Annotated in this window: 19 protein-coding genes; 11 read left to right on the top strand and 8 right to left on the bottom strand. The window is 71.8% G+C overall.

Annotation, left to right across the window (positions count from 1 at the left end; genetic code table 11):
• Nucleotides 1-184 precede the first annotated feature (184 nt).
• The 3 genes from J7E96_RS24460 to tdh all read right to left on the bottom strand — a co-directional run bounded on the left by J7E96_RS24460 (nt 185) and on the right by tdh (nt 3,519).
• Complete coding sequence (locus J7E96_RS24460; RefSeq protein WP_215133824.1) at nt 185-1,099, bottom strand: LysR family transcriptional regulator; 915 nt, start codon at nt 1,097-1,099, stop codon at nt 185-187.
• Nucleotides 1,096-2,277, bottom strand: coding sequence for a glycine C-acetyltransferase (locus J7E96_RS24465; protein WP_215133825.1), 1,182 nt, complete (start codon nt 2,275-2,277; stop codon nt 1,096-1,098). Before J7E96_RS24465 ends, J7E96_RS24460 begins: the two co-directional genes overlap by 4 nt.
• Before the next feature lie 213 nt (nt 2,278-2,490).
• Nucleotides 2,491-3,519: an L-threonine 3-dehydrogenase gene (gene tdh, locus J7E96_RS24470; RefSeq protein WP_215133826.1), complete on the bottom strand. Its 1,029-nt coding sequence runs from the start codon at nt 3,517-3,519 to the stop codon at nt 2,491-2,493.
• 144 nt (nt 3,520-3,663) lie between these two features.
• On the opposite strand from tdh, the gene J7E96_RS24475 reads away from it, so the two are divergent.
• The 5 genes from J7E96_RS24475 (at nt 3,664) to J7E96_RS37645 (ending at nt 8,823) form a co-directional block, all read left to right on the top strand.
• Complete coding sequence (locus J7E96_RS24475) at nt 3,664-4,686, top strand: enoyl-CoA hydratase/isomerase family protein (RefSeq protein ID WP_215133827.1); 1,023 nt, start codon at nt 3,664-3,666, stop codon at nt 4,684-4,686.
• Nucleotides 4,687-4,722: 36 nt separating this feature from the next.
• Nucleotides 4,723-5,352, top strand: coding sequence for an alpha-ketoglutarate-dependent dioxygenase AlkB (locus J7E96_RS24480; protein ID WP_215133828.1), 630 nt, complete (start codon nt 4,723-4,725; stop codon nt 5,350-5,352).
• A gap of 83 nt (nt 5,353-5,435) precedes the next feature.
• Nucleotides 5,436-7,208, top strand: a complete 1,773-nt coding sequence (locus J7E96_RS24485; protein WP_215133829.1) for a S8 family serine peptidase — start codon at nt 5,436-5,438, stop codon at nt 7,206-7,208.
• Nucleotides 7,209-7,237: 29 nt separating this feature from the next.
• Nucleotides 7,238-8,329, top strand: a complete 1,092-nt coding sequence (locus J7E96_RS24490; RefSeq protein WP_215133830.1) for a ComEC/Rec2 family competence protein — start codon at nt 7,238-7,240, stop codon at nt 8,327-8,329.
• The gene (locus J7E96_RS37645; protein WP_251070355.1) at nt 8,326-8,823 is read left to right on the top strand and encodes a patatin-like phospholipase family protein; all 498 of its coding nucleotides are present in this window, start codon (nt 8,326-8,328) and stop codon (nt 8,821-8,823) included. The genes J7E96_RS24490 and J7E96_RS37645 overlap by 4 nt, the downstream gene beginning before the upstream one ends.
• 750 nt (nt 8,824-9,573) lie before the next feature.
• On the opposite strand, the gene J7E96_RS24500 is transcribed toward J7E96_RS37645, so the two are convergent.
• A complete protein-coding gene (locus J7E96_RS24500; RefSeq protein ID WP_215133831.1) occupies nt 9,574-10,404 on the bottom strand; it encodes an SDR family NAD(P)-dependent oxidoreductase in 831 nt (276 codons plus the stop codon).
• A 195-nt stretch (nt 10,405-10,599) separates the two neighbouring features.
• On the opposite strand from J7E96_RS24500, the gene J7E96_RS24505 reads away from it, so the two are divergent.
• The 3 genes from J7E96_RS24505 to J7E96_RS24515 all read left to right on the top strand — a co-directional run bounded on the left by J7E96_RS24505 (nt 10,600) and on the right by J7E96_RS24515 (nt 16,354).
• Complete coding sequence (locus J7E96_RS24505; RefSeq protein ID WP_215133911.1) at nt 10,600-13,017, top strand: SpoIIE family protein phosphatase; 2,418 nt, start codon at nt 10,600-10,602, stop codon at nt 13,015-13,017.
• 117 nt (nt 13,018-13,134) lie between these two features.
• Complete coding sequence (locus tag J7E96_RS24510) at nt 13,135-13,857, top strand: methyltransferase domain-containing protein (RefSeq protein WP_215133832.1); 723 nt, start codon at nt 13,135-13,137, stop codon at nt 13,855-13,857.
• A 97-nt stretch (nt 13,858-13,954) separates the two neighbouring features.
• Nucleotides 13,955-16,354 (top strand): SpoIIE family protein phosphatase, encoded by a 2,400-nt coding sequence (locus J7E96_RS24515; protein ID WP_215133833.1) that lies wholly within the window; start codon nt 13,955-13,957, stop codon nt 16,352-16,354.
• Nucleotides 16,355-16,373: 19 nt separating this feature from the next.
• On the opposite strand, the gene J7E96_RS24520 is transcribed toward J7E96_RS24515, so the two are convergent.
• Nucleotides 16,374-16,607: a hypothetical protein gene (locus J7E96_RS24520; RefSeq protein ID WP_215133834.1), complete on the bottom strand. Its 234-nt coding sequence runs from the start codon at nt 16,605-16,607 to the stop codon at nt 16,374-16,376.
• Nucleotides 16,608-16,916: 309 nt separating this feature from the next.
• On the opposite strand from J7E96_RS24520, the gene rsgA reads away from it, so the two are divergent.
• Nucleotides 16,917-18,047: a ribosome small subunit-dependent GTPase A gene (gene rsgA, locus J7E96_RS24525; protein ID WP_251070356.1), complete on the top strand. Its 1,131-nt coding sequence runs from the start codon at nt 16,917-16,919 to the stop codon at nt 18,045-18,047.
• A gap of 114 nt (nt 18,048-18,161) precedes the next feature.
• Nucleotides 18,162-19,532, top strand: coding sequence for a DNA-3-methyladenine glycosylase 2 family protein (locus J7E96_RS24530; protein WP_215133914.1), 1,371 nt, complete (start codon nt 18,162-18,164; stop codon nt 19,530-19,532).
• 15 nt (nt 19,533-19,547) lie between these two features.
• Here J7E96_RS24530 and J7E96_RS24535 read toward each other — a convergent pair whose 3' ends face one another.
• From J7E96_RS24535 to J7E96_RS24545, 3 genes are all read right to left on the bottom strand, one after another.
• On the bottom strand, nt 19,548-19,913 hold the full coding sequence (locus J7E96_RS24535; protein WP_215133835.1) for a PPOX class F420-dependent oxidoreductase: 366 nt from the start codon (nt 19,911-19,913) through the stop codon (nt 19,548-19,550).
• Nucleotides 19,914-19,990: 77 nt separating this feature from the next.
• A complete protein-coding gene (locus tag J7E96_RS24540) occupies nt 19,991-20,473 on the bottom strand; it encodes a DUF456 domain-containing protein (RefSeq protein WP_215133836.1) in 483 nt (160 codons plus the stop codon).
• A 102-nt stretch (nt 20,474-20,575) separates the two neighbouring features.
• Nucleotides 20,576-21,559, bottom strand: coding sequence for a helix-turn-helix domain-containing protein (locus J7E96_RS24545; protein WP_215133837.1), 984 nt, complete (start codon nt 21,557-21,559; stop codon nt 20,576-20,578).
• Between the two features lie 320 nt (nt 21,560-21,879).
• Here J7E96_RS24545 and J7E96_RS24550 point away from each other — a divergent pair, with 320 nt between their 5' ends.
• Nucleotides 21,880-23,313, top strand: a complete 1,434-nt coding sequence (locus J7E96_RS24550; protein WP_215133838.1) for a protein phosphatase 2C domain-containing protein — start codon at nt 21,880-21,882, stop codon at nt 23,311-23,313.
• The last annotated feature ends 7 nt before the right edge of the window (nt 23,314-23,320 follow it).

Here is a 23,320-nt window from a genome sequence, read left to right on the forward strand (position 1 = left end):
GGACCTGCCGGGCGGGGCTGGATGCTGCGGCGCAGCGGACACATGCCTGCTCAGCGGCACCATCCAGCCCCGCCGGCGTTTGAGGAGCGGGGTCTGGGGCAGCGCCCCAGTCCGCTACACCGGCGTCGGGAAATTCAGCCCGTCCGGCGATTGAGGACCGGGGCGGCGCGGAGCCGCCCGGCGGTCAGTCGGTGGTAAGGCCCGCCGCTGACTCCGCCAGCGCGTCCAGTACCGGTCTGATCAGGGGGTGGTGCTCCGCCCCCCGGCGCACCGCGGCGAACACGCGACGGGTCGCCGCCGGGCCCGTGACCGGGCGTACCACCGTGTCCTTGAGCTCCATCCCCCGCAGCGCCGACCTCGGCACCAGCGCCACGCCCGCCCCCGCCCCGGCCAGCGCGACCACCGCGCGGAAGTCGTCCGACGAGTGCACGAGCCGGGGCTGGAAGCCGGCCAGTTCGCAGGCCAGCAGCATCACGTCGTGGCAGGGATTGCCGGGGTACGGGCCGATCCAGTCGCTGTCGGACAGGTCCGCGAGCGCGACCGCGGGGTTCTGGCCGAGCGGGTGCGACGCGTGCAGCACGGCGTCGAACGGCTCCGCGTAGAGCGGTACGCGCGCGAGGCGCCGGTCGTCCTCGCGCGGCGCGCCCCGGTACTCCACCGCCAGCGCCACATCCGCCTCCCCGTCCAGCACCAGCGGAAGGCTCTCGTCGCCCTCGGCGTCCCGTACCCGGACCCGGATGTCCGGGTGGTGGTCCGACAGGCGGCTGATCGCCGGGGCCAGTACCTCCGCGATGCCCGTCGCGAAGGCCACCACCCGCACCTCGCCGGCCGCCCCGCCGGCGTACGCCGCGAGCTCCGCCTCGGCCCGCTCCAGCTGCGCCAGTACCGCGTTGGCGTGGGCGAGCAGGATGTCACCCGCTGCCGTCAGGCGTACGCCCCGGCCGCTGCGGGTGAGGAGGACGTGGCCGGTCTCCTGCTCCAGTGCGGCGAGCTGCTGCGACACGGCGGAGGGCGTGAGGTACAGCGCCGCCGCCGCGGCGGTCACCGTCCGGTGGTCCGCCACGGCCCGCAGGATGCGCAGTCGTCTGGGGTCGATCACCCAGCCATTGTCGCCCGAGCGTCGATGAACGCCGCCACGGCCCGCTCGACGTCGGCGGTCGAGTGCGCGGCGGAGAGCTGGACCCGGATGCGCGCCGCGCCCATCGGGACGACCGGGTACGAGAAGCCGATCACGTACACGCCGCGCTCCAGGAGCAGCTCCGCCATGCGGCCCGCCTCCGCCGCGTCGCCGATCATGACGGGTGCGATGGCGTGGTCGCCGGGGAGGATCTCGAAGCCGGCCTCGGTCATCTTCGTACGGAAGAGCTTGGTGTTGGCGGTGAGGCGCTCGCGCAGTTCGCCGGCCGATTCGAGGAGGTCGAGCACCTTGATCGAGGCGGCGGCGATCACCGGGGCGAGGGAGTTGGAGAAGAGGTACGGGCGTGAACGCTGGCGCAGCAGCTCGACGATCTCGGCGCGGGCCGCGACGTAACCGCCGGACGCGCCGCCGAGGGCCTTGCCGAGGGTGCCGGTGATGATGTCGACGCGGTCCATCACGCCGTGGAGTTCCGGGGTGCCGCGGCCGCTCGGGCCGACGAAGCCGACGGCGTGCGAGTCGTCGACCATGACCATGGCGTCGTACTGGTCGGCGAGGTCGCAGATCTCGGCGAGCGGGGCGACGTAACCGTCCATGGAGAAGACGCCGTCGGTGACGATGAGGCGGCGGCGGGCGTCCTGGGTGTCCTTGAGCTGCTGCTCAAGGTCGGCGAGGTCACGGTTGGCGTAGCGGTGGCGGCGGGCCTTGGAGAGGCGGATGCCGTCGATGATCGACGCGTGGTTGAGGGCGTCGGAGATGACGGCGTCCTCGGGGCCGAGGAGGGTTTCGAAGACGCCGCCGTTCGCGTCGAAGCAGGAGGAGTAGAGGATCGTGTCCTCCTGGCCGAGGAACGTGGAGAGGCGCTGCTCCAGCTCCTTGTGGATCTCCTGGGTGCCGCAGATGAAGCGGACGGAGGCCATGCCGTAGCCCCAGCGGTCGAGGGCGTCCTTGGCGGCGGCCACGACCTCCGGGTGGTCGGCGAGGCCGAGGTAGTTGTTGGCACAGAAGTTGAGTACGTCGCCGGAGGGGACGGTCACGGAGGCGCTCTGGGGGGTGGCGATGACTCGCTCGGGCTTGTAGAGGCCGGCGCTGCGGATCTCTTCGAGGGTGGTGCGGAGGTCGTCGCGGACGGAGGTGTACATGGGGTGGGCTCTCCTTGCGGTGCGTGCGTGCGTGCGTGCGTGGGTGCGTGGGTGGTGGCGGTCCGGGCTTCCGCTGCGCGGGGCTTTCCCCTACCCGCCCCTTCCCGAACTGGGGCTCCGCCCCGGGCCCCGCTCCTCAAGCGCCGGAGGGGCTCCATGGGAGCCCGTCCGGCGATTGAGGACATGCCCGTAGGGCGTCCGGGGGGGCAGGGGCTAGCTGGTCCAGTCGAGGATGATCTTGCCGCTGCGTGCCGTCGCCGCCTCGTCGAACGCGGCGTCGAAGTCCTGGTGCGCGTAGCGGCCCGTGATGACCGGGCTGAGGTCAAGACCGCCCTCCAGCAGCACCGTCATCGCGTACCACGTCTCGTACATCTCACGGCCGTAGATCCCCTTGACGGTGATCATCGACGTAACGATCTTCGACCAGTCGACGGCGAACTCCTCGGCCGGCAGACCGAGCATGGCGATCCGCCCGCCGTGCGTCATGTTCGCGACCATGTCCCGCATCGCCTCCGGGCGGCCCGACATCTCCAGGCCGATGTCGAAGCCCTCCTTGAGGCCCAACTGCCGCTGCGCGTCCGCGATGTCCGAGTGTGCGACGTTGAGCGCCAGCGTCGCACCCGCCTTCCGGGCGATCTCCAGGCGCGACTCACTCACGTCGGTGATCACGACATTGCGCGCACCGGCGTGCCGGGCGACCGCCGCCGCCATGATGCCGATCGGGCCCGCGCCCGTGATCAGTACGTCCTCGCCGACCAGCGGGAAGGAGAGCGCGGTGTGCACGGCGTTGCCGAACGGGTCGAAGATCGCGGCGATGTCCAGGTCGACCTTCGCGCGGTGCACCCACACATTCGAGGCCGGCAGCGCGACGTACTCCGCGAAGGCGCCGTTACGCCCGACACCGAGCCCGATCGTGGAGCGGCACAGGTGCCGGCGTCCCGCGAGGCAGTTGCGGCACTTCCCGCAGACCAGATGGCCTTCGCCGCTCACCAGGTCCCCGACCGCGATGTCCGCGACGTCGGCGCCGACCGCCGCGACCTCGCCCACGAACTCGTGGCCGAGGACGAGCGGCGTGGAGACGGCCTGCTGGGCCCAGCCGTCCCAGGACCTGATGTGCAGGTCCGTGCCGCAGATGCCGGTACGGAGCACCTTGATCAGCACATCACCGGGGCCCGTATCCGGCTCCGGCACATCCATCAGCCACAGCCCGGGCTCGGCGTACTGCTTGACAAGTGCCTTCATGGCTGCGGCTCCAGGCGGGATGCTAGGCGATCAGTGGTGACATGGTGAACGCGTACCAATCTGTCTCGTCGTCGCCGCGCGGTCCATCGAGGTTTTCTTAACCGGGCCGACAGCGGAGCTTCACGCGGCCCCTACGCTGGCCCGATGACCGACCACGACGCCCCCGTACTCCTGCGCACCGATGGGCGCGCCGCGTACCTCACGCTCAATCGCCCCCGGGCCATCAACGCCCTGAACCACCCCATGGTGAACCGGATCGCCGGCGCCCTCGCCGCCTGGGAGCGCGACCCGGCGGTCGCGACCGTCGTGATCACGGGGGCGGGGGAACGCGGCCTGTGCGCGGGAGGGGACATCCGGTCGATCTACGAGGACGCGCGGAGCGGCGGCACCGCCTCGGCGGCGTTCTGGCGCGACGAGTACCGGCTCAACGCGCACATCGCCCGCTTCCCCAAGCCGTACGTCGCCGTCATGGACGGCATCGTCATGGGCGGCGGCGTCGGGGTCTCCGCCCACGGCAGCGTCCGTGTCGTCACCGAGCGTTCCCGGGTGGCCATGCCCGAGACCGGCATCGGATTCGTGCCGGACGTCGGCGGCACCTGGCTGTTGTCGCGGGCGCCGGGAGAGCTCGGTACGCACCTCGCGCTCACCGGGGCGGCGGTCGGCGCGGCAGACGCGTTGCTGTGCGGGCTCGCGGACCACTTCGTACCGGCGGACCGGCTGCCCGCCCTCCTCGCGGATCTCGCGACGGACGAGGCGCGGGAGGTGCTGGGGTGGTACGCCCGCCAGGCGCCGGAGGGGGAACTCGACGCGCACCGATCGTGGATCGACCACTGCTACGCGGCCCGCACGGTCGAGGAGATCGTCGACCGGCTCTTCGACTGCGGCGAACCGGCGGCGAAGGACACCGCCGAAACGATCCTCGCTAAGTCGCCCCTGGCGCTCAAGATCACCCTGACCGCGATGCGCGCGGCGGCGGAGCTCGGCACGCTGGCAGAGGTCCTGGAGCAGGAGTACCGCGTTTCGTGCGCGGCGCTCTCCTCGCCCGACCTGGTCGAGGGCATCCGTGCCCAGGTGATCGACAAGGACCGCGCCCCGCGCTGGTCCCCGGCCACCCTCGCGCAGGTGACGGCCGACGACGTGGCGCGCTTCTTCGGGCCCTCCATTTAATTCGTACGTATGTTTGGGTCGCGGTAGAATCGGCCCATGGCCGTACACCTCCAGGGCTCGCTCTTCGACCAGGGGGACGAGATCGCACTCGGTCCGCTGAGCGGGCTGCGCCGTACGGAACTCGGGCACGGCGCCTGGATCGACGTGCTCCCGCAGTGGGTATCGGGAGCGGACGCGCTCTTCGACGTACTGGCGCGCGAGGTCGACTGGCGCGCGGAGGAGCGCGTCATGTACGAGCGCGTGGTGGAGGTGCCGCGGCTGCTGTCGTTCTTCGGCGCGGAGGACCCGCTGCCGCACCCCAGCCTCGAAGAGGCCCGTACCGCACTGAGCGCGCACTACGCCGCCGAGCTCGGCGAGCCGTTCGTGACGGCGGGGCTGTGCCTCTACCGCGACGGGCGCGACAGTGTCGCCTGGCACGGCGACAGGACCGGCCGGGGCAGCAGCGAGGACACCATGGTCGCGATCGTCTCGCTGGGGGCGCCCCGGCAGCTGGCGCTGAGGCCACGGCACCGCGACTCGGCAACCGTGCACAAGCCACTCGGGCACGGCGACCTCATCGTCATGGGCGGCAGTTGTCAACGCACCTGGGAACACTCGATTCCCAAGACATCACGCGCCGTCGGGCCGCGCATCAGCGTGCAGTTCCGCCCACAGGGCGTCGGCTGAGCATCTTTTGCGGTGCCCTTGCCCCGGACGGACAATAAGAGCACGGAACCGTACCCTTCCACCTCTCCCGTCCGGGAGCGCTCATGGACCGAGACGACCTTGAGGCCGCGTTCTACGGGGAAGGTCCGTTTCCCGTTCCGTGGGCCACCGACTGCCCTGTGCGCTTCGACGCCTGGCTCGCGCTCGCCCAGCCGTCGCCGGACGGACCCGAGCGCCGCGAGGACCTGATCCTCGCGATCAACGAAGAGCACGGCGTACAGCGGGTCCTCCAGCACTTCAGAGAGCTGCACATGACTGACTGCCAGCCCGTCGCGGCCGGCAGCTTCGTGGCGGCGCGGCTGACGCTCGGTGAGGTGGTACGGGCGGTGCTTCCCATGACGAACCTCCTCAGCCTCGTCCGCCTCGCGAAGGAACTCGCGGAACAACCGGAGCCAACAGGCATGGAGGCCGCCCTCCTGGGGCACTACAAGAGCCCGCCGACCAGCGACGTCCACGACAACATCGAACGGCGCGAGGAACGCAGCCGGCACCTCATGTGGTTCCTCAACCTGCTGCGAAAGGTTATCGCCGCGTCACATCCGGAGCTGAGCCGCACGCCGGCGGACGAACCGGCCCTGACCGCGGCCATGGCCGACATGCTGGCGGCCGTCGCCCTGGAGTCGTCGGCGGCGCGGCCCGCGGACGCGCCGCCCAGAGGCGTCATCGACCGCAGGCAGCGACACCCGGTCACCTCCGTGACGACGAACCGTCAGGCCACGCCCGCGGTCGTCCGGTCCAGGTCCACGATCAAGGCCGACGCCGCCGAGCAGGTCTTCTCCGTCGACTGCGGCTCGATCGGCTGGGCCATCGTCGACAGTGGCATCGACGCCCGGCACCCCGCGTTCTACGACTGGGACACGGCCGCGACCCCCGCGCAGCAGCTGGCCTCACGCGTCAGCCGGGCCTTCAACTTCGTCGGCGTACGGGGAACCCTCTCCGCCGACGCGCTCGAGAACGGCCTCATCGACTGGTCCCGTGCCCTGTCGTACGTCGAAATGGAGCTCCCCACGCCGCAGAGTCGCGCGGTGCGGGCCGACATGCCGTACACCACCCCGGGCGACCATCACGGCACGCACGTCGCGGGGATCCTCGGCGCCTGGTGGCCCGACCGTGAATTCCGTGGCATCTGCCCGCGGATCCGGCTCTACGACTTCCGGGTCCTCGACGACACGGGTGAGGGCGACGAGTTCTCCATCGTTACGGCGCTCCAGGCCGTCCGGCACATCAACGAGCAGGCCGGCCGGTTCGTCATCGCCGGGGTCAACATCAGTCTTTCCGTACCGCATGACGTCGCGACCCACTCCACCGGATGGACGCCCGTATGCGTCGAATGCGACCGCCTGGCGCGATCGGGTGTCGTGGTCGTCGCAGCGGCCGGGAACGCCGGGTTCAGCGGGGCGATGCGCACGCTGGGCGCCGACTACCGCAGCATCAGCATCTCCGATCCGGGCAACGCGGAGTCCGTCATCACCGTCGGATCGACCCATCGCAGCAACCCGCACCGCCACGGCGTCAGTTACTTCTCCAGCCGCGGCCCCACGGGTGACGGCAGACCGAAACCCGACCTCCTGGCGCCGGGGGAGGACATCGACGGCCCCATTCCCGGAGGGGGCATCTCCGCGATGCACGGCACGAGCCAGGCGGCGGCGCACGTCAGCGGAGCCGCGGCGATGCTGCTGGCCCGCAACCGGGAGCTCCTGGGGCGGCCCGAGCGAGTGAAGCAAGTCCTGTGCTCGACGGCGACGGACCTCGCCCGCGAGCGGGATTTCCAGGGACACGGCCTGGTCGATGTCCTTCGAGCGATGCAATCCGTCTGAGGCAGCAGCCTGGAAGGCAGGCCGCCACCATGCTCACCTTCGATTTTCTCGACGCCCGTCACGGAGACTGCTTCCTCGTACGGTGGGGAACGCAAGAGGGCACGCCCGGCCGGCGCGTCATGCTCGTCGACGGCGGTCCCCCCGGCGTCTACGAGGCGTCGCTGCGCGACCAGTTGGCGCAACTGACGCCCGACAGCGACGGCACCCCGAGGATCGACGTCGCCTGCCTCTCCCATGTCGACGACGATCACGCCGCCGGGCTGCTCAGGCTGCTCGCCGAAATGCGCCGGGCACGAAAGGACGAGCTTCCCGAGCCGTTCACCGTCAAGCGGCTCTGGTTCAACTCGGTGGAGGAACTCGTCGACCGGCGGGCCCCCGGACTGAGCGCGTCCGTCCAGCCGCTCATCGAAAGCGCGATGACCAACAGTGGCGCCGTGAGAGCGAGTTACGGGCAGGGGCGCGCCATCCGGGACGAGGCGACGGCGCTGGGCCTGGCCGGAAACCCGCTGTTCGACGGGCCGCTGACCGAGGGCGCCGAAACGACGCTCGACGACCTCCACGTCACCGTCGTCGCCCCCGACGAGGTGGCCCTGGAACAACTGGAGAAGCGCTGGCGAGAGGCGAAGAAGCGCGGCGACCCCGAGGTCATCTCGGCGTCGTACACGGACGGCTCGGTGCCGAACCTGTCGAGCATCGTCCTGCTGATCAGGCACGACGGCCGCACCGCGCTGCTCACCGGCGACGCCCGCGGGGACCGCATACTCACCGGACTTCGTGACAGCGGCCTGCTCACCGACTCCGAGCCGCTCCACGTCGACCTGCTGAAACTCCCGCACCACGGCAGCGAACGCAATGTGGAACGCGACTTCTTCGAGAACGTGCGGGCCGACCACTACGTGGTGTCGGCCGACGGAATCAGGCACCACCATCCCCACGAGGACACCCTGAGATGGCTCGTCGAGTCCCGCGATGAGGACGATGAGTACGTCATCCACCTGACCAACGACATCGCCTTCGCCACCGACGCGCTCACCGCCCTGGGGAAGAGGCGGAGTTTCGAAGTCGACGTGCGGCCGGCCACGGATCCCGCGCTCGTCATAGAGGTAGGTGAAGAGTCATGAGCCCGGCCAAGGACCCCTCCCGCGGCACGTGGGTCGTGGACTCTCCCGCCGTGGGTACGGGTCTGCAGGCGCGGCCGTGCGGCGACACGCTCCGCCCCGCCGAACCGCCCGCCGCGGCGCGGCCGGTCGCGGTCACCCTCTCCGGAGGCGGCTTCAGGGCCACGCTCTCCGCACTGGGTTTCGTACGCCTGCTGGCCGGCGCCGGGCTGCTGCCCAGCCTGCGGTACGCCTCGTCGGTGTCCGGAGGCTCGGTCGCCAACGGGTTCCTCGCCACCGCCTGGCCGGGGCTGAGGGAGCGGGGCTTCACGGCGGAGGCGGTCGACGAACTCGTCGTGAATCCCGTCGTGGAGCGCGTCTCCTCCCGGTCGTTGAAGAGGGCGATCGTCCGGGGCCTGTGGCGGACGCTGGGCCCGACGAACCGCACCGAAGTCCTGGCCAGGCGTCTGGACGAGTGGTTCTTCGACGGGATCGAGCTGAAGGACCTGGACCCGTGAGTGCGCTGGATCTTCAACGCGGCGAACCTCACCACCGGCGCCCGGTTCACCTTCGAACGCGATGTCTTCGGCGACTACACGACCGGACTGGCCCCGACCTCGGCTGCCGGACCGGGGCTGAAGCTGAGTCTCGCCGTGGCGGCCTCGGCCGCCGTTCCCGGCGCCTTCCCGCCCGTGGTTCTGGACGCCGCCCACTTCCCGTGCGCCACGCACCCGCCCGCCCTGCTGGACGGAGGAACGTACGACAACACAGGCCTGGAGGCCATCGACAGCGAACGCTACCGGCACGCCTTCCTGCTCGTCCTCAACGCCGGAGGCCTCCTGCGGCCCGGCGTGTACGGCCGCATTCCGGTCATCCGCGACCTCGCCCGCGCGAACTCCCTGCTGTACCGGCAGAGCACCGCGCTGCGGACCCGGGCGATCGTCGAGCGCTTCCAGCGGGACCAACGTGGCGACGGACAGGGGGAACCGCCGTCACCCGGCGCCCGTCGCGGAGTCCTGGTCGGGCTGGCCACCGACTTCCCGGCGGACGGCTCGGAGCCGCTCGGTCAGTGGCGCGACGCGTTCGAGGAGCACCGGAGTTTCGACGGCCGGGACCTGGCGCTCGTGCCGACCGGCTCGACCCGGGCCTGTGCCGGGCGCTGGTCTACCGGGGCTGGTGGCTGGCGGGCGCCGGGCTCGCCGCCTTCCACCCACAGTTGCTGCCGGACCCGGCATCGCTCGTACCGCCCCCACTGTGACGGCCGTTGTTCAGTCGCGCTCGCGCGCCTCGATGCGGAAGTCGAACGCCGCCGTCCCCGGGTCCAGCGCCGTCGCCCCGCCGTCGACCGTGAGCGTCGCGCCGTTGACGTACGACGCGGCGGGCGAGAGCAGCCAGGCGATCGCCTCGGCGACCTCACGCGGTTCGCCGGGGCGCCCCCCGGGCAGCAACCGGGTCGCCTCCTCGTACGCCGCTTCGACGGCGCCCTCGCCCCCCTGGCCCTCCCCGAGGCCCGCCTCCTGCGCGAACCGCGCCATCCGCCGGTCGGCCATCTCGGTACGCACCCAGCTGGGGCACACCGTGTTGGCGCGCAGACCGTGGCGCCCGTAGTCGACGGCGAGGGAACGGCAGAGCTGAAGCAGAGCCGCCTTGGACGTGGCGTACGCGGCGTTGCCGACGCCGTTGCGCAGCGCGGCCACCGAGGCGACCGCGACGACCGCGCCCCGTGCCTGAAGCAGGTGCGGGAGCGCGGCGCGCAGGAGGAGGAAGGGGCCGTTGAGATTGGTGCGCATGACGGTCTCCCAGTCCTCGACCGACAGATCGCCCACGGCTCCCGAGCGCCCGATCCCGGCGTTGAGTACGAGCCCGTCGAGCCGCCCGTACGCGGTGATGGCCGCGTCCACGAGGTCGCGTACGGCGTCCGGGTCGGCGGTGTCGGACGAGTGCGCCAGGGCTCCGGTCTCCTCGGCGAGGAGCCGCAGCGGCTCCGGCCGGCGTCCGGAGACGACCACGTGGTGCCCGGCCTCACGGAGCAGCCGGGCGGTGGCCGCGCCGATGCCCGTACCCCCGCCGGTCACGATGACAACTCGCTGATCCGCCATGGTCGTTCGGCCCTTCGTCGTCGTCGCGCACGCTCCGCCTGATCATAGGCGGGCGGGCCGCTCCCGTGCGGATCCGGGCCGCTCCGGCATCCGATGGAGGCATTTCCCGCCGTACGCCCCGTGCCGGCCACCACCCGGCCGTACCGTGAGGACGTCTTCGTCGGAGATCTTGCCGCTGGGAGGGTACGCAAGCCCATGGAAGCTGTGGTTCCACGGCAGCGCGCCGTGTCCGGCCGGATTCCGCTCGCCGTAGTCGTGGTGGGCGGTGACGGCCTCGTCTCGCACTGGAGTTCCGGCGCGCACCGGCTCTTCGGCCACCGCAGACAGGACGCCGTGGGGGCCCTCGCCGCCGACCTGCTGCCGGTTTCCGGCGCTTTGACCGCGCTCTACGAGTACGACGACTTCGCCGACCAGCTCACGGCCGGGCGTGCCAAGTGCCCCCGGCCGGACGGTGGTTCGCAGCAGGGTGCCGATTCCGGTTCGCTGGACGTGCTGTGGTGGGCGTACCCGCTGGCCGGACCGGGGCCGGAGCGGCTGCTGGTGCTGGCCGCCGACGCCTCCCGGCTCGGCGACGACGGGGACCCGCACGAGCGGGTCGCTCCCGGTTTCGCGCTGCACACCGAGTTTCCCGGGGCGGGCCTGCTCGCCGAGCGGCTGCCCGACATCCTTCCCCACATGGGGCCGGCCACGGCGGGCCGGATCGTGTCGCAGGTGCTCGAACTGGGCTACCCGGTCCTGGAGATCAGCACGTACGAACGCGTCCCGGTGACACCCGACTGGGGCGTGCCGAAGCACCGCGAGCGCCGGACACGGACGGCCCCAGTGCGCGGCGGCGGCCCGGCGGACCTCGGAAGGCCACCCATTGACGCGGACCTGGACAAGGACCTCGACCTTGAGTACGCCGCCGTCCGGGAGCGGCTGGAGTTCCTCAACGAGGTGAGCGGCCGCATCGGCAGCTCGCTCGACCTGGCCCGGACGATCCGCGAGGTCACCAGCGCCGCCGTGCCCCGCTTCGCGGACTTCGCGGGCACCCACCTGCGGGTCCAGATCCTCGCCGGCGAAGGGTTCCCGGACGGTCCGCCGGACGTGAACACCGACTGGCGCCGGGTATGGGTCGAGCACAACGACGAGCCGGGCCGCTGGGACGACACCGTCCCCGTCGGGGAGGAGATGACCTTTCCCGAGCAGACCCCGTTCTTCCAGTGCATGGTGACGGGCGAACCGGTGCTCCTGCCCCGCATCGGCAACGACCTGAGCGAGCGCATCTCCGCCCAGTTCGAGAAGCGGGACCTGCGCCCCCTGATCGGCGGCCGGTCGCTGCTCGTCGTACCGCTCACGGCGCGCAGGGTGGTGCTCGGGTTCACGGTGCTGATGCGCCGCCCCGGCCGTGAGCCGTTCACCGACATGGACCGTCGAACCGGCGCCGAGCTCGCCGCCCGGGCCGGACTCGTCCTGGACAACGCGCGCATGTACGCGTACCAGCAGCAGGTCGCCGAGACGCTGCAGGAAAGCATGCTCCCGCAGGTCGAACCCCGCATGGCCGGCTGCGACGTCGCCACCCGCTATCTGCCGGGCACCGCGCTGGGCCGGGTCGGAGGCGACTGGTTCGACACCATCCGGCTCCCCGGCTCCCGTACCGCGCTGGTCGTCGGGGACGTGATGGGGCACGGGCTGAACGCGGCGGCCATGATGGGCCAGCTGCGCACAGCGGTACACACCATGGCCGTACTGGACATCCCGCCGGCGCAGCTGCTGCGCAAGCTCGACGATCTGGCTCACCAGCTCGGCGACCACTATCTCGCCACCTGCCTGTACGCCGTCTACGATCCGGTCGCGGGTGAGCTGCTGATCTCCAGTGCCGGGCATCTGCCTCCCGTTCTCGTACGCGCCGAGAGTGGCCGCGGCGAGCTGATCGACGTGCCCGGCGGCGCCCTGATCGGCCTCGGGGGCGTGCCGTTCGCCACCGCCCGGGTGAGTGTGTCGCCGGGCGACCGGCTGGTGCTGTGCACGGACGGGCTGGTCGAGGTGCGCGGTGAGGACATCGGAACCGGCCTGGCGGCGCTGTGCGAATCGGCGGCGCACCCGGCCGCCTCCATGGACGAGGCGTGCGACACCATCATCCGGGCGCTGGCCGTGTCGACGGCCGGGGAGAGTGGCGGGCGCAAGGACGACATCGCGCTGCTGATGGCCCGCCTGAACGGTATGCCACCCGAGGACATGACGACGTGGCAGCTGGCTCCGACGGCCGCCGACGTGCGGCGGGCCCGGCAGCTCGTGGACGCCCAACTGGCGCGGTGGGGGCTGCCGGAGCTGGCCGACACCACCCTGCTGCTGGTCAGCGAGGTCGTCACGAACGCGGTCCGGCATGCGGGAGGCCGTCCGGTGGGGCTGCGTCTGGTGCGCGCGGACACGTTGCTGTGCGAGGTCTCCGACGAGGAGCACACGCTGCCCGTACTGCGGGAGGCGGGTCCGGACGAGGAGTGCGGGCGCGGTCTGCGGCTGGTGAGCCGGCTCGCCGACAGGTGGGGGGCGAGTCACATGGGGCGCGGCAAAGTGGTCTGGTTCGAGCAGCCCCTGCCACCCGGAGCGCGCTCAGGCGTGCGCGACGGATGACTGCCGCGCGGGGTGTCGGGACGGCGGGGTGTCGGGGACGGCGGTATCGGGGTAAGGAACGGGCGCGAGGCCTGTCCGTTCCGTCTGTCCGTCTGTACGCACCACCGGGGGCATCCGATGACTCTTGCCGGACGATACGTGCACGCGTGGGAGAGCTACTGGGGGGACACCCCGGACACTCCCGGTGAAGCGATCTGGGACAGCGATCCGTCCCTGACGGCCGCACCCCACCTGGAGCTGTTCGCCCCGCACGTCGACGCGGCATTACCCGTGGTCGACGTCGGATGCGGGAACGGGACACAGACCCGTTATCTGGCACGCCACTTCTCGCGGGCGGTGGGCGTCGACATATCCCACGCGGCGGTGGCCCACGCGCGGCGCGCGGACACCGCGAACGCGGTCGAGTTCAGGCAGCTCAACGCGGCCGACCCGGCGGCCGTGCACGAGTTGCACAAGCGGCTCGGCGACAGCAACGTCTACCTGCGGGCCGTCATCCACCAGAGCGAGCCGCCGGACCGGCCCCTGATCGCGGCGGCGGTCGCGGAGCTGGTGGGGCAGCGGGGGCGTGCCTTCGTGGTGGAACTGACCGCCGAGGCGAAGACCGTACTGCGGGATCTCATGCGGGAGCCGGGCGGACCGCCGCCGAAGCTGGCACGGGTCTTCGCGCACGGACTGAAACCGGCGGAGTCCGAGGACCGCGAAATACCGCGACTTCTGCGCGCGTCGGGGCTCACCGTCCTGGTGGACGGCCGTATCACCCTCGCCCAGACGGAGTTCCGGGCGGACGGCACCCGCATAGAGCTGCCCGCGCAGTGGCTGATCGTGGGGCGTACTGGCTGAGAATGCCCTGCGGCTGCCGTTGCGTGGGCGTACCGCGGTTGTGCCGGCCCTGGGCACGGCGGATTCTGTAGGTGATGAACCGGGCTGGTGTGGCGCCATGAGTGCGTGGAACGCGGCGCAGAGTGCCGACTTCCGTGGTCCCCTCGACGTCACCAGGGCGGCCACGGCGGTCGTCGACGCCCGGGACACGGTCATCGGATGGAGTCCCGCGGCCGAGAAGCTGCTCGGTTACCGGCCGCACGAGATCGTCGGACAGCCCCTGCGGGTGATCCTGCCACCGCGGGCGGACTCCGTTGTGCCGCCGGGCGACGGCCCGCCCCTCGCGACACCGCTGCGGGGAAACGAGATCCGCGTCGCCCGGCACCGGGACGGGCACGAGCTGCTTCTCGCGACCGCGGTGTGTCCCCTGCCGGGCCCCGGCACGGCGGAGCGCGTCCTGGTCGCGACGGAGCTGAAGGATCTCCGGGCGTGGGAGACCCGTCTGGCCCTGTTGCACGGGCTGGCCACGCAGTCACCCGTCGGCTTGGCCATCTACGACACCGATCTGCGCCTGACCTGGTGCAACACGGCTTTCGAACGGGAGATCGGACAGCCGTTCACCGAGTTCAGCGGTTTGCGGGCCGACGAGCTCTACGCCGATGGCAGGTTCGTCACGCAGGGGTATCCACGCACGCTCGACGCGGTCATGCACCATGTGCTCGACACCGGCGAACCCATCCTCGACCTGCACTTCCTGGGCCGGCCCCCCAGCGACCCGGAATCGGACCACCTGTGGTCCTGCTCCTATTACCGGCTCCAGGACGCCGACGGGCACGTGTTCGGAGTGTGCGAGGACGCTTTCGACATCTCCGACCGCTACAAGGCCCAGCAGCGGCTGGCCCTGCTCGTCGAGGCGGGCCGCGGAATCGGCACCGCGCTCGACGTACTGGTCACCGCCGAGAAGATCACCGAGGTGGCGGTCCCGGAGTTCGCCGGCACGGTTACGGTCGACCTCGCGAAGGCGGTACTGGAAGGCGAGGTCCCGGCCACCGGCGGCTCGGGGGAGATGGCGCTGGTACGGGTCGCCCGCCGCTCGGCAGCGGGGGAGGCCGAAGAGGACGGCCCCGGCGGGCAGGGCGGACCCCCTGTGGCCTACCCGCCCGGTTCGCCGCAGTACCGCTGCCTCTCCTCGGGCGGGCTCGTGCTCGACGACACCACGCTGGTCGTGCCGTTGCGGGCCGGGGACAGCACCCTCGGCCTGGTCACCTTCGTCCGGGGCACCGACACGGCCACCTTCGACAGCGGTGAAATCGAGCTGGCCGACGAGCTGGTCGCCCGTACGGCCGTATCCATCGACAACGCCCGCCGCTTCACCCGTGAACGCACCGCGGCCCTCGCCCTGCAACGCCAGCTGCTGCCGCAGCACGTGCCGCGCCAGTCGGCGGTCGATCTGGCCTACCGGTACCTGCCCACGGACGACCTGTCAGGAGTCGGCGGCGACTGGTTCGACGTCATCCCGCTGTCCGGGACGCGCGTCGGACTCGTCGTCGGGGACGTGGTCGGTCACGGCCTGCAGGCGGCCGCCACCATGGGACGGCTGCGCACGACCGTACGGGCCTTCGCCCAGATGGACCTGGCTCCCGACGAGCTGCTGACGCGGCTGGACGACCTGGTGGGGCAGTCGGCGGAGGAGCAGTGGGGCGAGCTCGGCACGCTCGACGGCAACTTCGACGATGTGACCACCGGCGCGACCTGTCTCTACGCGGTCTACGACCCGGTCTCGCGACGATGCGTCATGGCCCGTGCCGGGCACCTGCCGCCGGCGGTGGTGGACCCGGACGGCCGGCTGTCCTTCCCGGATCTGCCGGCCGGCCCGCCCCTGGGGCTGGGCGGCCTGCCGTTCGAGTCCATGGAGATCGAGCTGCCGGTGGGCAGTCTGCTGGCCCTCTTCACCGACGGCCTGGTCGAAGCCCGCGACCGCGACATCGACCACGGACTCGACACCCTGGGACGGGTGCTCAGCGACCGGCACGCGTCGCTGGAGGAACTGTGCGACCGGGCAGTGTCGGAACTCGTACCGAACGGGCAGACCGCCGACGACACGGCCCTGCTGCTCGTCCGCACCCGCGAACTGGGCGCCTCGCAGGTCGCCGAATGGGAGCTGCCGGCGGAACCGGCCGCCGTCAGCCATGCCCGGGACCTGGCCACCGGGCAGCTTCACGACTGGGGCCTGCGGGAACTGTCGTTCGCCACCGAGCTCGTGGTCAGCGAGCTGGTCACCAACGCGGTGAGGTACGCCGCCGGGCCGCTGCACCTGCGCCTCATCCGCGACCATACGCTCCTGTGCGAGGTCGCGGACACCGGCCACACGTCACCGCACCTGCGCCACAGCGGGGAGGACGACGAGGGCGGACGCGGTCTGTTCATCGTCGCGCAACTCGTCCAGCGGTGGGGAACGCGCTACACCCGCTCCGGAAAGACCATTTGGACCGAACAGGCCTTCCCGCCGGCGGGGTGAGCCCGAAGAAGCGGGGCCGTTACGGACGAAGGTGTTTCTCCGCCTCGGCCTGCTCGACCAGCCCGGGATGACGTTCGCGGGCGTCGGGATCCGACATGTGCACCATGGACATCGACCACGGGACCGGGCACGGCGGGGCGTGATCCGGATCCGGGCACAGCAGCCTGGTGATGCGTTCCTTGATCTCATCTGCCTGCTGCTGAGTGGCATAAATACCCAGCCGCAATTCATGGACACCGGGGTCTTCAGACATCGCTCACCTCTGCCAACTGCGCTTGGACTGTTACTGATACAGACGGTCTCGCACTGCACAGTGTCACCGAACCGGCCCGCGACAAGCGCGGAATAATCGCTGGTGCCGTCTTCCGGGGCGGAGTTATGGTTCTGCTCGTTTGGTTCGTCGAGGAAGCAGGAGGTGAGGACATTGATGACTGTCACGGTGACGGGCACTGCCCGCATTCAGGAGTTCATCATCGTTGCCACCCCTGTGGTCTCCGGCTGACACCCACACTTCTTCCGCGCGCCGAGCGCGCTGCCGGGGCCACCCTTCGAAGGGTTCCCCTTGTCCAACGCTTCCCTCAACACGTCTCGTTCTCCTTCTTCTCCTTCGGACGCTCAGCACGCCCTCGCCTCCTACGGCTGGGACGAAGGCTGGGCTGCCGAGTTCGCCCCGTACGCCGCGCAGGGTCTGCTGCCCGGCCGTGTCGTACGGGTCGACCGTGGCCGCTGCGACGTCCTCACCACCGACGGCGTCGTCCACGGCGACACGACGTACGTGACTCCGCACGATCCGCTGCGGGTCATCTGCACCGGTGACTGGGCGGCCGTCGACCCCGTCGGCGACCCGCGGTTCGTACGGGCGTACCTGCCGCGCCGTACCGCGTTCGTACGCTCCACCTCCTCCACCCGTTCCGAGGGGCAGATCCTCGCGGCCAACGTCGACCACGCGATCATCGCCGTCTCACTCGCCGTGGAACTGGACCTCGGGCGGATCGAACGGTTCCTGGCCCTGGCCTGGGAGTCGGGCGCCCAGCCGCTGGTCGTCCTCACCAAGTCCGACCTCGTGCCCGACGCCACCGGGCTCTCGTACCTCGTCGAGGACGTGGAAACCACCGCGCCCGGCGTGCGGGTGCTGGCCGTCAGCTCCACGACGGGTGACGGCATCGACGTACTCACCGCGGTCGTATCGGGCGGTACGAGCGTGCTGCTCGGGGTGTCCGGTGCGGGAAAGTCGACGCTGGCCAACGCGCTGCTCGGCGAGGACGTCATGGATGTGCAGGCGACCCGCGAAGTCGACGGCAAGGGCCGGCACACCACCACCACCCGCAACCTCCTCGCCCTGCCCGGCGGGGGAGTGCTCATCGATACGCCCGGACTGCGAGGGGTGGGCCTGTGGGACGCCGAGGCCGGTGTCGGGCAGGTCTTCTCGGAGATCGAGGAACTGGCGGCCCGGTGCCGGTTCCACGACTGCGCCCATGAAAGCGAGCCGGGCTGCGCCGTGCTGGCCGCGCTGGAGGAGGGCTCGCTGCCGGAGCGCCGGCTGGAGAGCTACCGCAAGCTGCTGCGGGAGAACCGGCGCATCGTCGCCAAGACCGACGCCAGGCTACGGGCGGAGATGGGGCGCGAGTGGCGGCTGAAGTCGGCGGAGGGCCGCGCCAACTTCGCCGCCAAGCGCGCGGGGGGCCGGCGCTAGGCCCCCGGCCCTTCGGGGGGGTGGGGAAAAGCCCCGCCGGGCATCCCACCCCACCCCCTCGGACGCCGTGTCCGAATCCCGCCAGCCCGCCGCTGCCGCACACTGGATGGCGTGATGGACGAGGAGAGCATGTACGAGGCGGTGACCAGCCGCGACGCGCGTTTCGACGGCGAGTTCTTCTTCGCCGTCGCGACCACCGGCATCTACTGCCGCCCGAGCTGCCCCGCCGTCACCCCCCAGCGCAAGAACGTGCGGTTCTACCCCACGGCTGCCGCCGCCCAAGGCAACGGCTTCCGGGCCTGCCGCCGCTGCCGCCCCGACGCCGTACCCGGATCCGCCGACTGGAACGCCCGCGCCGACGTCGTCGGCCGCGCGATGCGGATGATCGGCGACGGCATCGTCGATCGCGAAGGCGTGCCCGGGCTCGCGGGCCGGCTCGGCTACAGCACCCGGCAGGTGCAGCGGCAGCTGACCGGCGAGCTCGGCGCCGGCCCCGTCGCACTCGCCCGCGCGCAGCGCGCGCACACCGCGCGCGTGCTGCTCCAGACCACCGGACTGCCCGTCACGGAGATCGCGTTCGCCTCCGGCTTCGCGAGCGTGCGGCAGTTCAACGACACGATCCGCCAGATCTACGCCCGCACCCCCAGCCTCCTGCGGACGGAGTCCGGAACCAAGACCGCGGGCACGGGCGCGGCCACGGGCACCGGCGCGGGGCCCGCCCTCGCCGCCGGGATCCCGTTGCGACTCGCCTATCGCGGGGCGTACGCGGCCAGGGAGATCTTCGACCTGCTGGCGAGCGAGGCCGTGCCGCGCGTCGAGGAGATGACCGGCGAGCCCGGCGCCCGCACCTACCGGCGCACCCTGCCCCTGCCGTACGGAACGGGCATCGCCGCCGTGGACGAGGCCCCGCACACCGGCTGGCTCGACGCCCGCATCCACCTCACCGACCTGCGCGACCTCACCACCGCCGTCCAGCGGCTGCGCGGGCTCTTCGACCTGGACGCCGACCCGTACGCCGTCGACGAGCGGCTCGCCGCCGACCCGGCGCTGGCGCCGCTGGTCGCCGCCCGCCCCGGACTGCGTTCGCCGGGCGCCGCTGACCCCGAGGAGTTCGCGGTACGGGCGCTGGTGGGCCGGGAGGCGATGGCGGGCCTCATCGAGGCGTACGGGAAGGTGCTGGACCAGCCGTGCGGCGCGCTGACGCACGTCTTCCCCGAGCCGGGCGCCCTCGCCGGGGCGGACGACACCGCGCTGCGGTCGCTGGCGGCCGCGCTCGCGGACGGCGTCGTACGCCTCGATCCCGGCGCGGACCGCGACGAGGCGGAGCGGGCACTGCGCGCGCTGCCCGGGATCACCGCGAGGACCGCGGGCCTGATCCGGATGCGGGCACTTGGCGACCCGGATGTGGCACCGGACGGAGAGGCGGGTGCCGGCGCCTGGCGGCCCTGGCGGTCGTACGCGGTGCGGCACCTCTGGACGGCGTAACGCGCAGGCCCTGAGTCAGTCCAGACCCCAGCTGTGGATCTTCTGCGGGTGAATCCTGATCAGCTCCTCGCTGAAGTGCGGCCCGAGCTCGTGCGCCCCGGTCAGCAGCTCGGCCTCACCCCGGATGTCCACCCCGCGCACTGCCCACGGCTTCAGGCTCACGATGTCGTCGACCACCAGCGCGACCCTCGGGTTCGCCTGGAGGTTGCGCCATTTCTTGGTCGTACCGAGGGCGTGGCCGCCGACCAGGATCGTCCCGTCGTCCTGCGGGAAGAAACCGACCGGGTTTGCCTGCGGCCGGCCCTTCGGGTCGACGGTCGCCATCCGTCCCAGGCGCTGCGTCTTGAGGTACGCGCGTTCGGCATCGCTGAATGCGGTCATGGCGTCAGCCTCACACGCGCGACCCACCCCGCACATCGGCACGACGGCCCAGGACTTTCGCCGGATCCGCGGGAATTTCAGCCCCAGATCTGCACACCCGCCCACGTGCCGACCACCAGCAGGCACGCGAACAGCTCCACGAGCACCGGGTAGCCGACGGCGCGCATGACGGTACGGGTGGAGGCCCAGCCGCCGCCGTGACTGCCGAGCCGCGCCCGCTCCACCCCGTAGATGCCCCCGATGAATCCCACGATCCCGCCCACCACCGGCAGCAGGAAGAACCCGGCGATCCCGGCGATCCCACCCACCATGAGCGTACGCGGCGGTGCGCCGGACTCCTGGGGGCGGCGGGCCGGGAGCAGGGGCTTGAGCGCCTGGTTGAGCAGCAGCAGTGCGGTCGCGCCGATCAGTACGCCCCAGGCGAGCACCGTCTTGTCCTCCAGCGCCCACCACAGCACGGCCGCCCAGACGATGGCCTGCCCCGGCACGCCGGGCACGAGCACGCCGAGCAGGCCGAGCAGCATGACGAGGCCGACCAGGAGGAGCTGCCACACGCCCATCTGTCCAGAGTGCGGGAACAGGGCTGTCACCGCAGGTCCAAGAGGCCGTCGGGGCGAACGGTGGACGAGGGCGGGCTTCTTGCCGTGCGCGCTGCGGCCAGGTCAGCGTCTGGCCACCCAGCCCCTTTCGTACGCGTGCCACCCGAGCTGCAGCCGCGTCGTCACGCCCGCCAGCTCCATCAGCCCCTTCACCCGCCGCTGCACCGTCCGCAGACCCAGCTCCAGCTGTTTGGCGACGCTCGCGTCCGTCATCCCGGCCAGCAGCAGCGACAGCACTTGGAGATCCGTGGCGTCGGGGCCCGGCGTGCCGTCCTCCGACGCCGTCCCGTCCGCCCCCAGCCGCAGCGGCAGCGCCTCCCGCCACACCGCCTCGAACAGCCCGGTCAGCGACTCCAGCAACCCGCTCGCGTGTACGACGAGAGCCGCGGGCTCCGCGCCGCGCCCCGTCAGCGGCACCATCGCGATGGTCCGGTCCGCGATGACCAGCTTCGTCGGAACGTCCTCCACCACCCGTACCTGCTCGTCGCGCCCCAGCGCCGCCGACAGCTCGACGATGCCGGTGGGCAGCGTGAGAACGTCCCGTTCGAGCACGACCCGGTACGTCACGCCACGCGCAGCCGCCCGCTCCTGCGCCTCGTCGTCCATGCCGCTGATCGCCGTCGGATGCCCCGTGACCAGCGCGCACACCTCCGCGGTCGCGCCGAGCTGAAGCTGTACGAAGCGGTGCGCCACCGCGCTCGTGCCCGTCACCACCTCGACCAGATCGTGCACCGCGGGCTCGGCCGCCTCCGCCCGGTACTCCTGCGCCAGCAGCGCCGCAGTCAGCTCCGCCTGCTCCAGCTCGTGCCGCTGCTGGGTCAGCAGCGCGCCCAGTGCGACGCCGGGCGGCGCGGCCACCCAGCGTCCCGTACGGGCCGACGACTGCGCCGCGAGCCCCTGCCGCTCCAGGCGGCGCAGCGCACGTTCCGTATCGGCCTCCGGCAACGTCAGCCGGTGCGCGAGGTCGGGGACCTCCGCGGCGCCGAGCGCGACAAGCGCGCGGTACGTCGACTCCTGGGCCTCGTCGAGACCAATGGCTCCCAGCACCCCTCCACACCCTCCCCGGACGCTTTGATTCCGCGCGTTTCCGCACCGTCGCCACGATCTTGCCCACCCGGTCATGGCGGGAAGCGGCCACGGCGTAAACCCGCCGTACGCATCATTCCCGCACCACCCGTCACTCTGCCAACGTGGCGCCACCGCAGATTGATCTCAGCGTTTCGGGGCACTCGGGTCGCACGCCGGGCGCCGCGCCGGCCGAAGAGCCGTCCGCCGGGCGTCCCTCCCGTGGGGGGTGGGGTCGCCCGGCGGACTTGTTTTTCCCGATGCCCCATTTTCGTACGGCCGTTGAGGTGGACAATAGGGGCATGAGCCAGCAGGGGGAGAGGCGCACCAAGGACGAGGACGCGTGGTGGAGCCGGCTGTACGACGAACAGCGCACCCCGGACACGGGTCCCGCGCAGCCGGACGACACCCTGGACACCCGTTTCGACTCCGCAGCGAACACATTGTCCCCAGCGGCGAAGAAGCGCCCTTCGGCGGTACCACCCCTGCCATCAGCACCACCCCCGGACCCACCCGCCCCTCCGCCACCGGAACCACCACTGCCGCCGACCCCTGAACCGCCCGCTCCCGCGCGACCGCCCCGGCCGCCCGTCATCGCCCCGCAGCGTGCCCCCTGGGAGCCGCCCGGCGTACCGCAAGTGCCGTCCGCCCGCCGGGAGTCGGCCCCGCCGCCGGCCGGTCCGCCTCCGCCGCGCTCCGTGACGGCCAACGAACAGCCGCCCTCGCAACCTGAGCCGGCCCCGTACGACCAGGCGCGTCGGCCCCGCGCCGGCTTCGTCGGGGATCGGGCGCCCACCTACGACGCCGAGCCCAGTGCCCTGCCCGCCGCCGACCCGCGCGAGCTCGGCGCTCTCGTGGCCGACACCGTGCTCGACGGCGCCCGGTACGGCACGTACACCCTGCGCGCCGCGTCCATCCGCGGCGACTCAGCCCGCTACCGCGGCGAACCCCGCCGCGACGCCCTGCTCACCGCCCGCTTCGGCCGCGCCGAGGACGCACTCGTCCTGGTCGCGGTGGCCGGCGGGGTCCGCGCCGCCGAGAACGCCCACCTGGCCGCCGCCGACGCCTGCCGCTGGATCGGCGAAGCCGTCGGCCGCAGCCACGCACGCCTCTCCGACGACATAAGGGCCGGCCGCAGGGGCGACCTCAAGTCCGGCCTGCACCGCCTCACCGACCGCAGCTACGGCAAGCTGCGCGCCCGCGCGTCCGAACTGGGCCTGGAACCGGAGGAGTACACAGCGAGCCTGCGCTGCCTCCTCCTGCCCGCCGACCCCGCATGCCGCACCAGGGTCTTCTTCGGCATCGGCGGCGGCGGTCTGTTCCGGCTGCGCGGCGGCGCCTGGCATGACATCGAGCCCCCGGTCCCCGAGCCCGCCGCCGTCACCGGCGCGCCCGTCGTCGGCTTCGGTTCGGTCCCGTCCGAGACCCCGGAGGGTGACCGCCTCACCATGGACCTCGGCATTACGACGCCCCCTTCCCCGTACGTCGAGAGCGTGCCGCCGCCCACCGAGCCCTTCCGCTTCCGCGCCTCGGTGGCCCGTCCGGGTGACACCCTCCTGCTCTGCAGCGCCGGCCTCGCCGACCCCCTGCGCGGCGAGCCCGCCCTCGCCAAGGAACTGGCCGAACGCTGGGCCCCCGCCGAACCGCCCGGCCTCGCCGAGTACCTCGCGGACGCCGGCCTGCGGGTGAAGGGGTACGCCGACGACCGTACGGCGGTGGCGGTCTGGGAGGCGTAGCGGCGTA

Source organism: Streptomyces sp. ISL-96, assembly GCF_018614035.1.
Classification (GTDB): Bacteria; Actinomycetota; Actinomycetes; order Streptomycetales; family Streptomycetaceae; genus Streptomyces.

Excerpts from the sequence above, each read along its gene's own strand:
- J7E96_RS24485 (WP_215133829.1), top strand. The coding sequence starts at position 5,436 with ATGGACCGAGACGACCTTGAGGCCGCGTTCTACGGGGAAGGTCCGTTT.
- J7E96_RS24515 (WP_215133833.1), top strand. The coding sequence starts at position 13,955 with ATGAGTGCGTGGAACGCGGCGCAGAGTGCCGACTTCCGTGGTCCCCTC.
- J7E96_RS24505 (WP_215133911.1), top strand. The coding sequence starts at position 10,600 with ATGGAAGCTGTGGTTCCACGGCAGCGCGCCGTGTCCGGCCGGATTCCG.
- J7E96_RS24550 (WP_215133838.1), top strand. The coding sequence starts at position 21,880 with ATGAGCCAGCAGGGGGAGAGGCGCACCAAGGACGAGGACGCGTGGTGG.
- J7E96_RS24490 (WP_215133830.1), top strand. The coding sequence starts at position 7,238 with ATGCTCACCTTCGATTTTCTCGACGCCCGTCACGGAGACTGCTTCCTC.
- J7E96_RS24480 (WP_215133828.1), top strand. The coding sequence starts at position 4,723 with ATGGCCGTACACCTCCAGGGCTCGCTCTTCGACCAGGGGGACGAGATC.
- J7E96_RS24520 (WP_215133834.1), bottom strand. The coding sequence starts at position 16,607 with ATGTCTGAAGACCCCGGTGTCCATGAATTGCGGCTGGGTATTTATGCC.
- tdh (WP_215133826.1), bottom strand. The coding sequence starts at position 3,519 with ATGAAGGCACTTGTCAAGCAGTACGCCGAGCCCGGGCTGTGGCTGATG.
- J7E96_RS24530 (WP_215133914.1), top strand. The coding sequence starts at position 18,162 with ATGGACGAGGAGAGCATGTACGAGGCGGTGACCAGCCGCGACGCGCGT.
- J7E96_RS24510 (WP_215133832.1), top strand. The coding sequence starts at position 13,135 with ATGACTCTTGCCGGACGATACGTGCACGCGTGGGAGAGCTACTGGGGG.
- J7E96_RS37645 (WP_251070355.1), top strand. The coding sequence starts at position 8,326 with ATGAGCCCGGCCAAGGACCCCTCCCGCGGCACGTGGGTCGTGGACTCT.
- J7E96_RS24500 (WP_215133831.1), bottom strand. The coding sequence starts at position 10,404 with ATGGCGGATCAGCGAGTTGTCATCGTGACCGGCGGGGGTACGGGCATC.
- J7E96_RS24540 (WP_215133836.1), bottom strand. The coding sequence starts at position 20,473 with ATGGGCGTGTGGCAGCTCCTCCTGGTCGGCCTCGTCATGCTGCTCGGC.
- J7E96_RS24535 (WP_215133835.1), bottom strand. The coding sequence starts at position 19,913 with ATGACCGCATTCAGCGATGCCGAACGCGCGTACCTCAAGACGCAGCGC.
- J7E96_RS24465 (WP_215133825.1), bottom strand. The coding sequence starts at position 2,277 with ATGTACACCTCCGTCCGCGACGACCTCCGCACCACCCTCGAAGAGATC.
- J7E96_RS24475 (WP_215133827.1), top strand. The coding sequence starts at position 3,664 with ATGACCGACCACGACGCCCCCGTACTCCTGCGCACCGATGGGCGCGCC.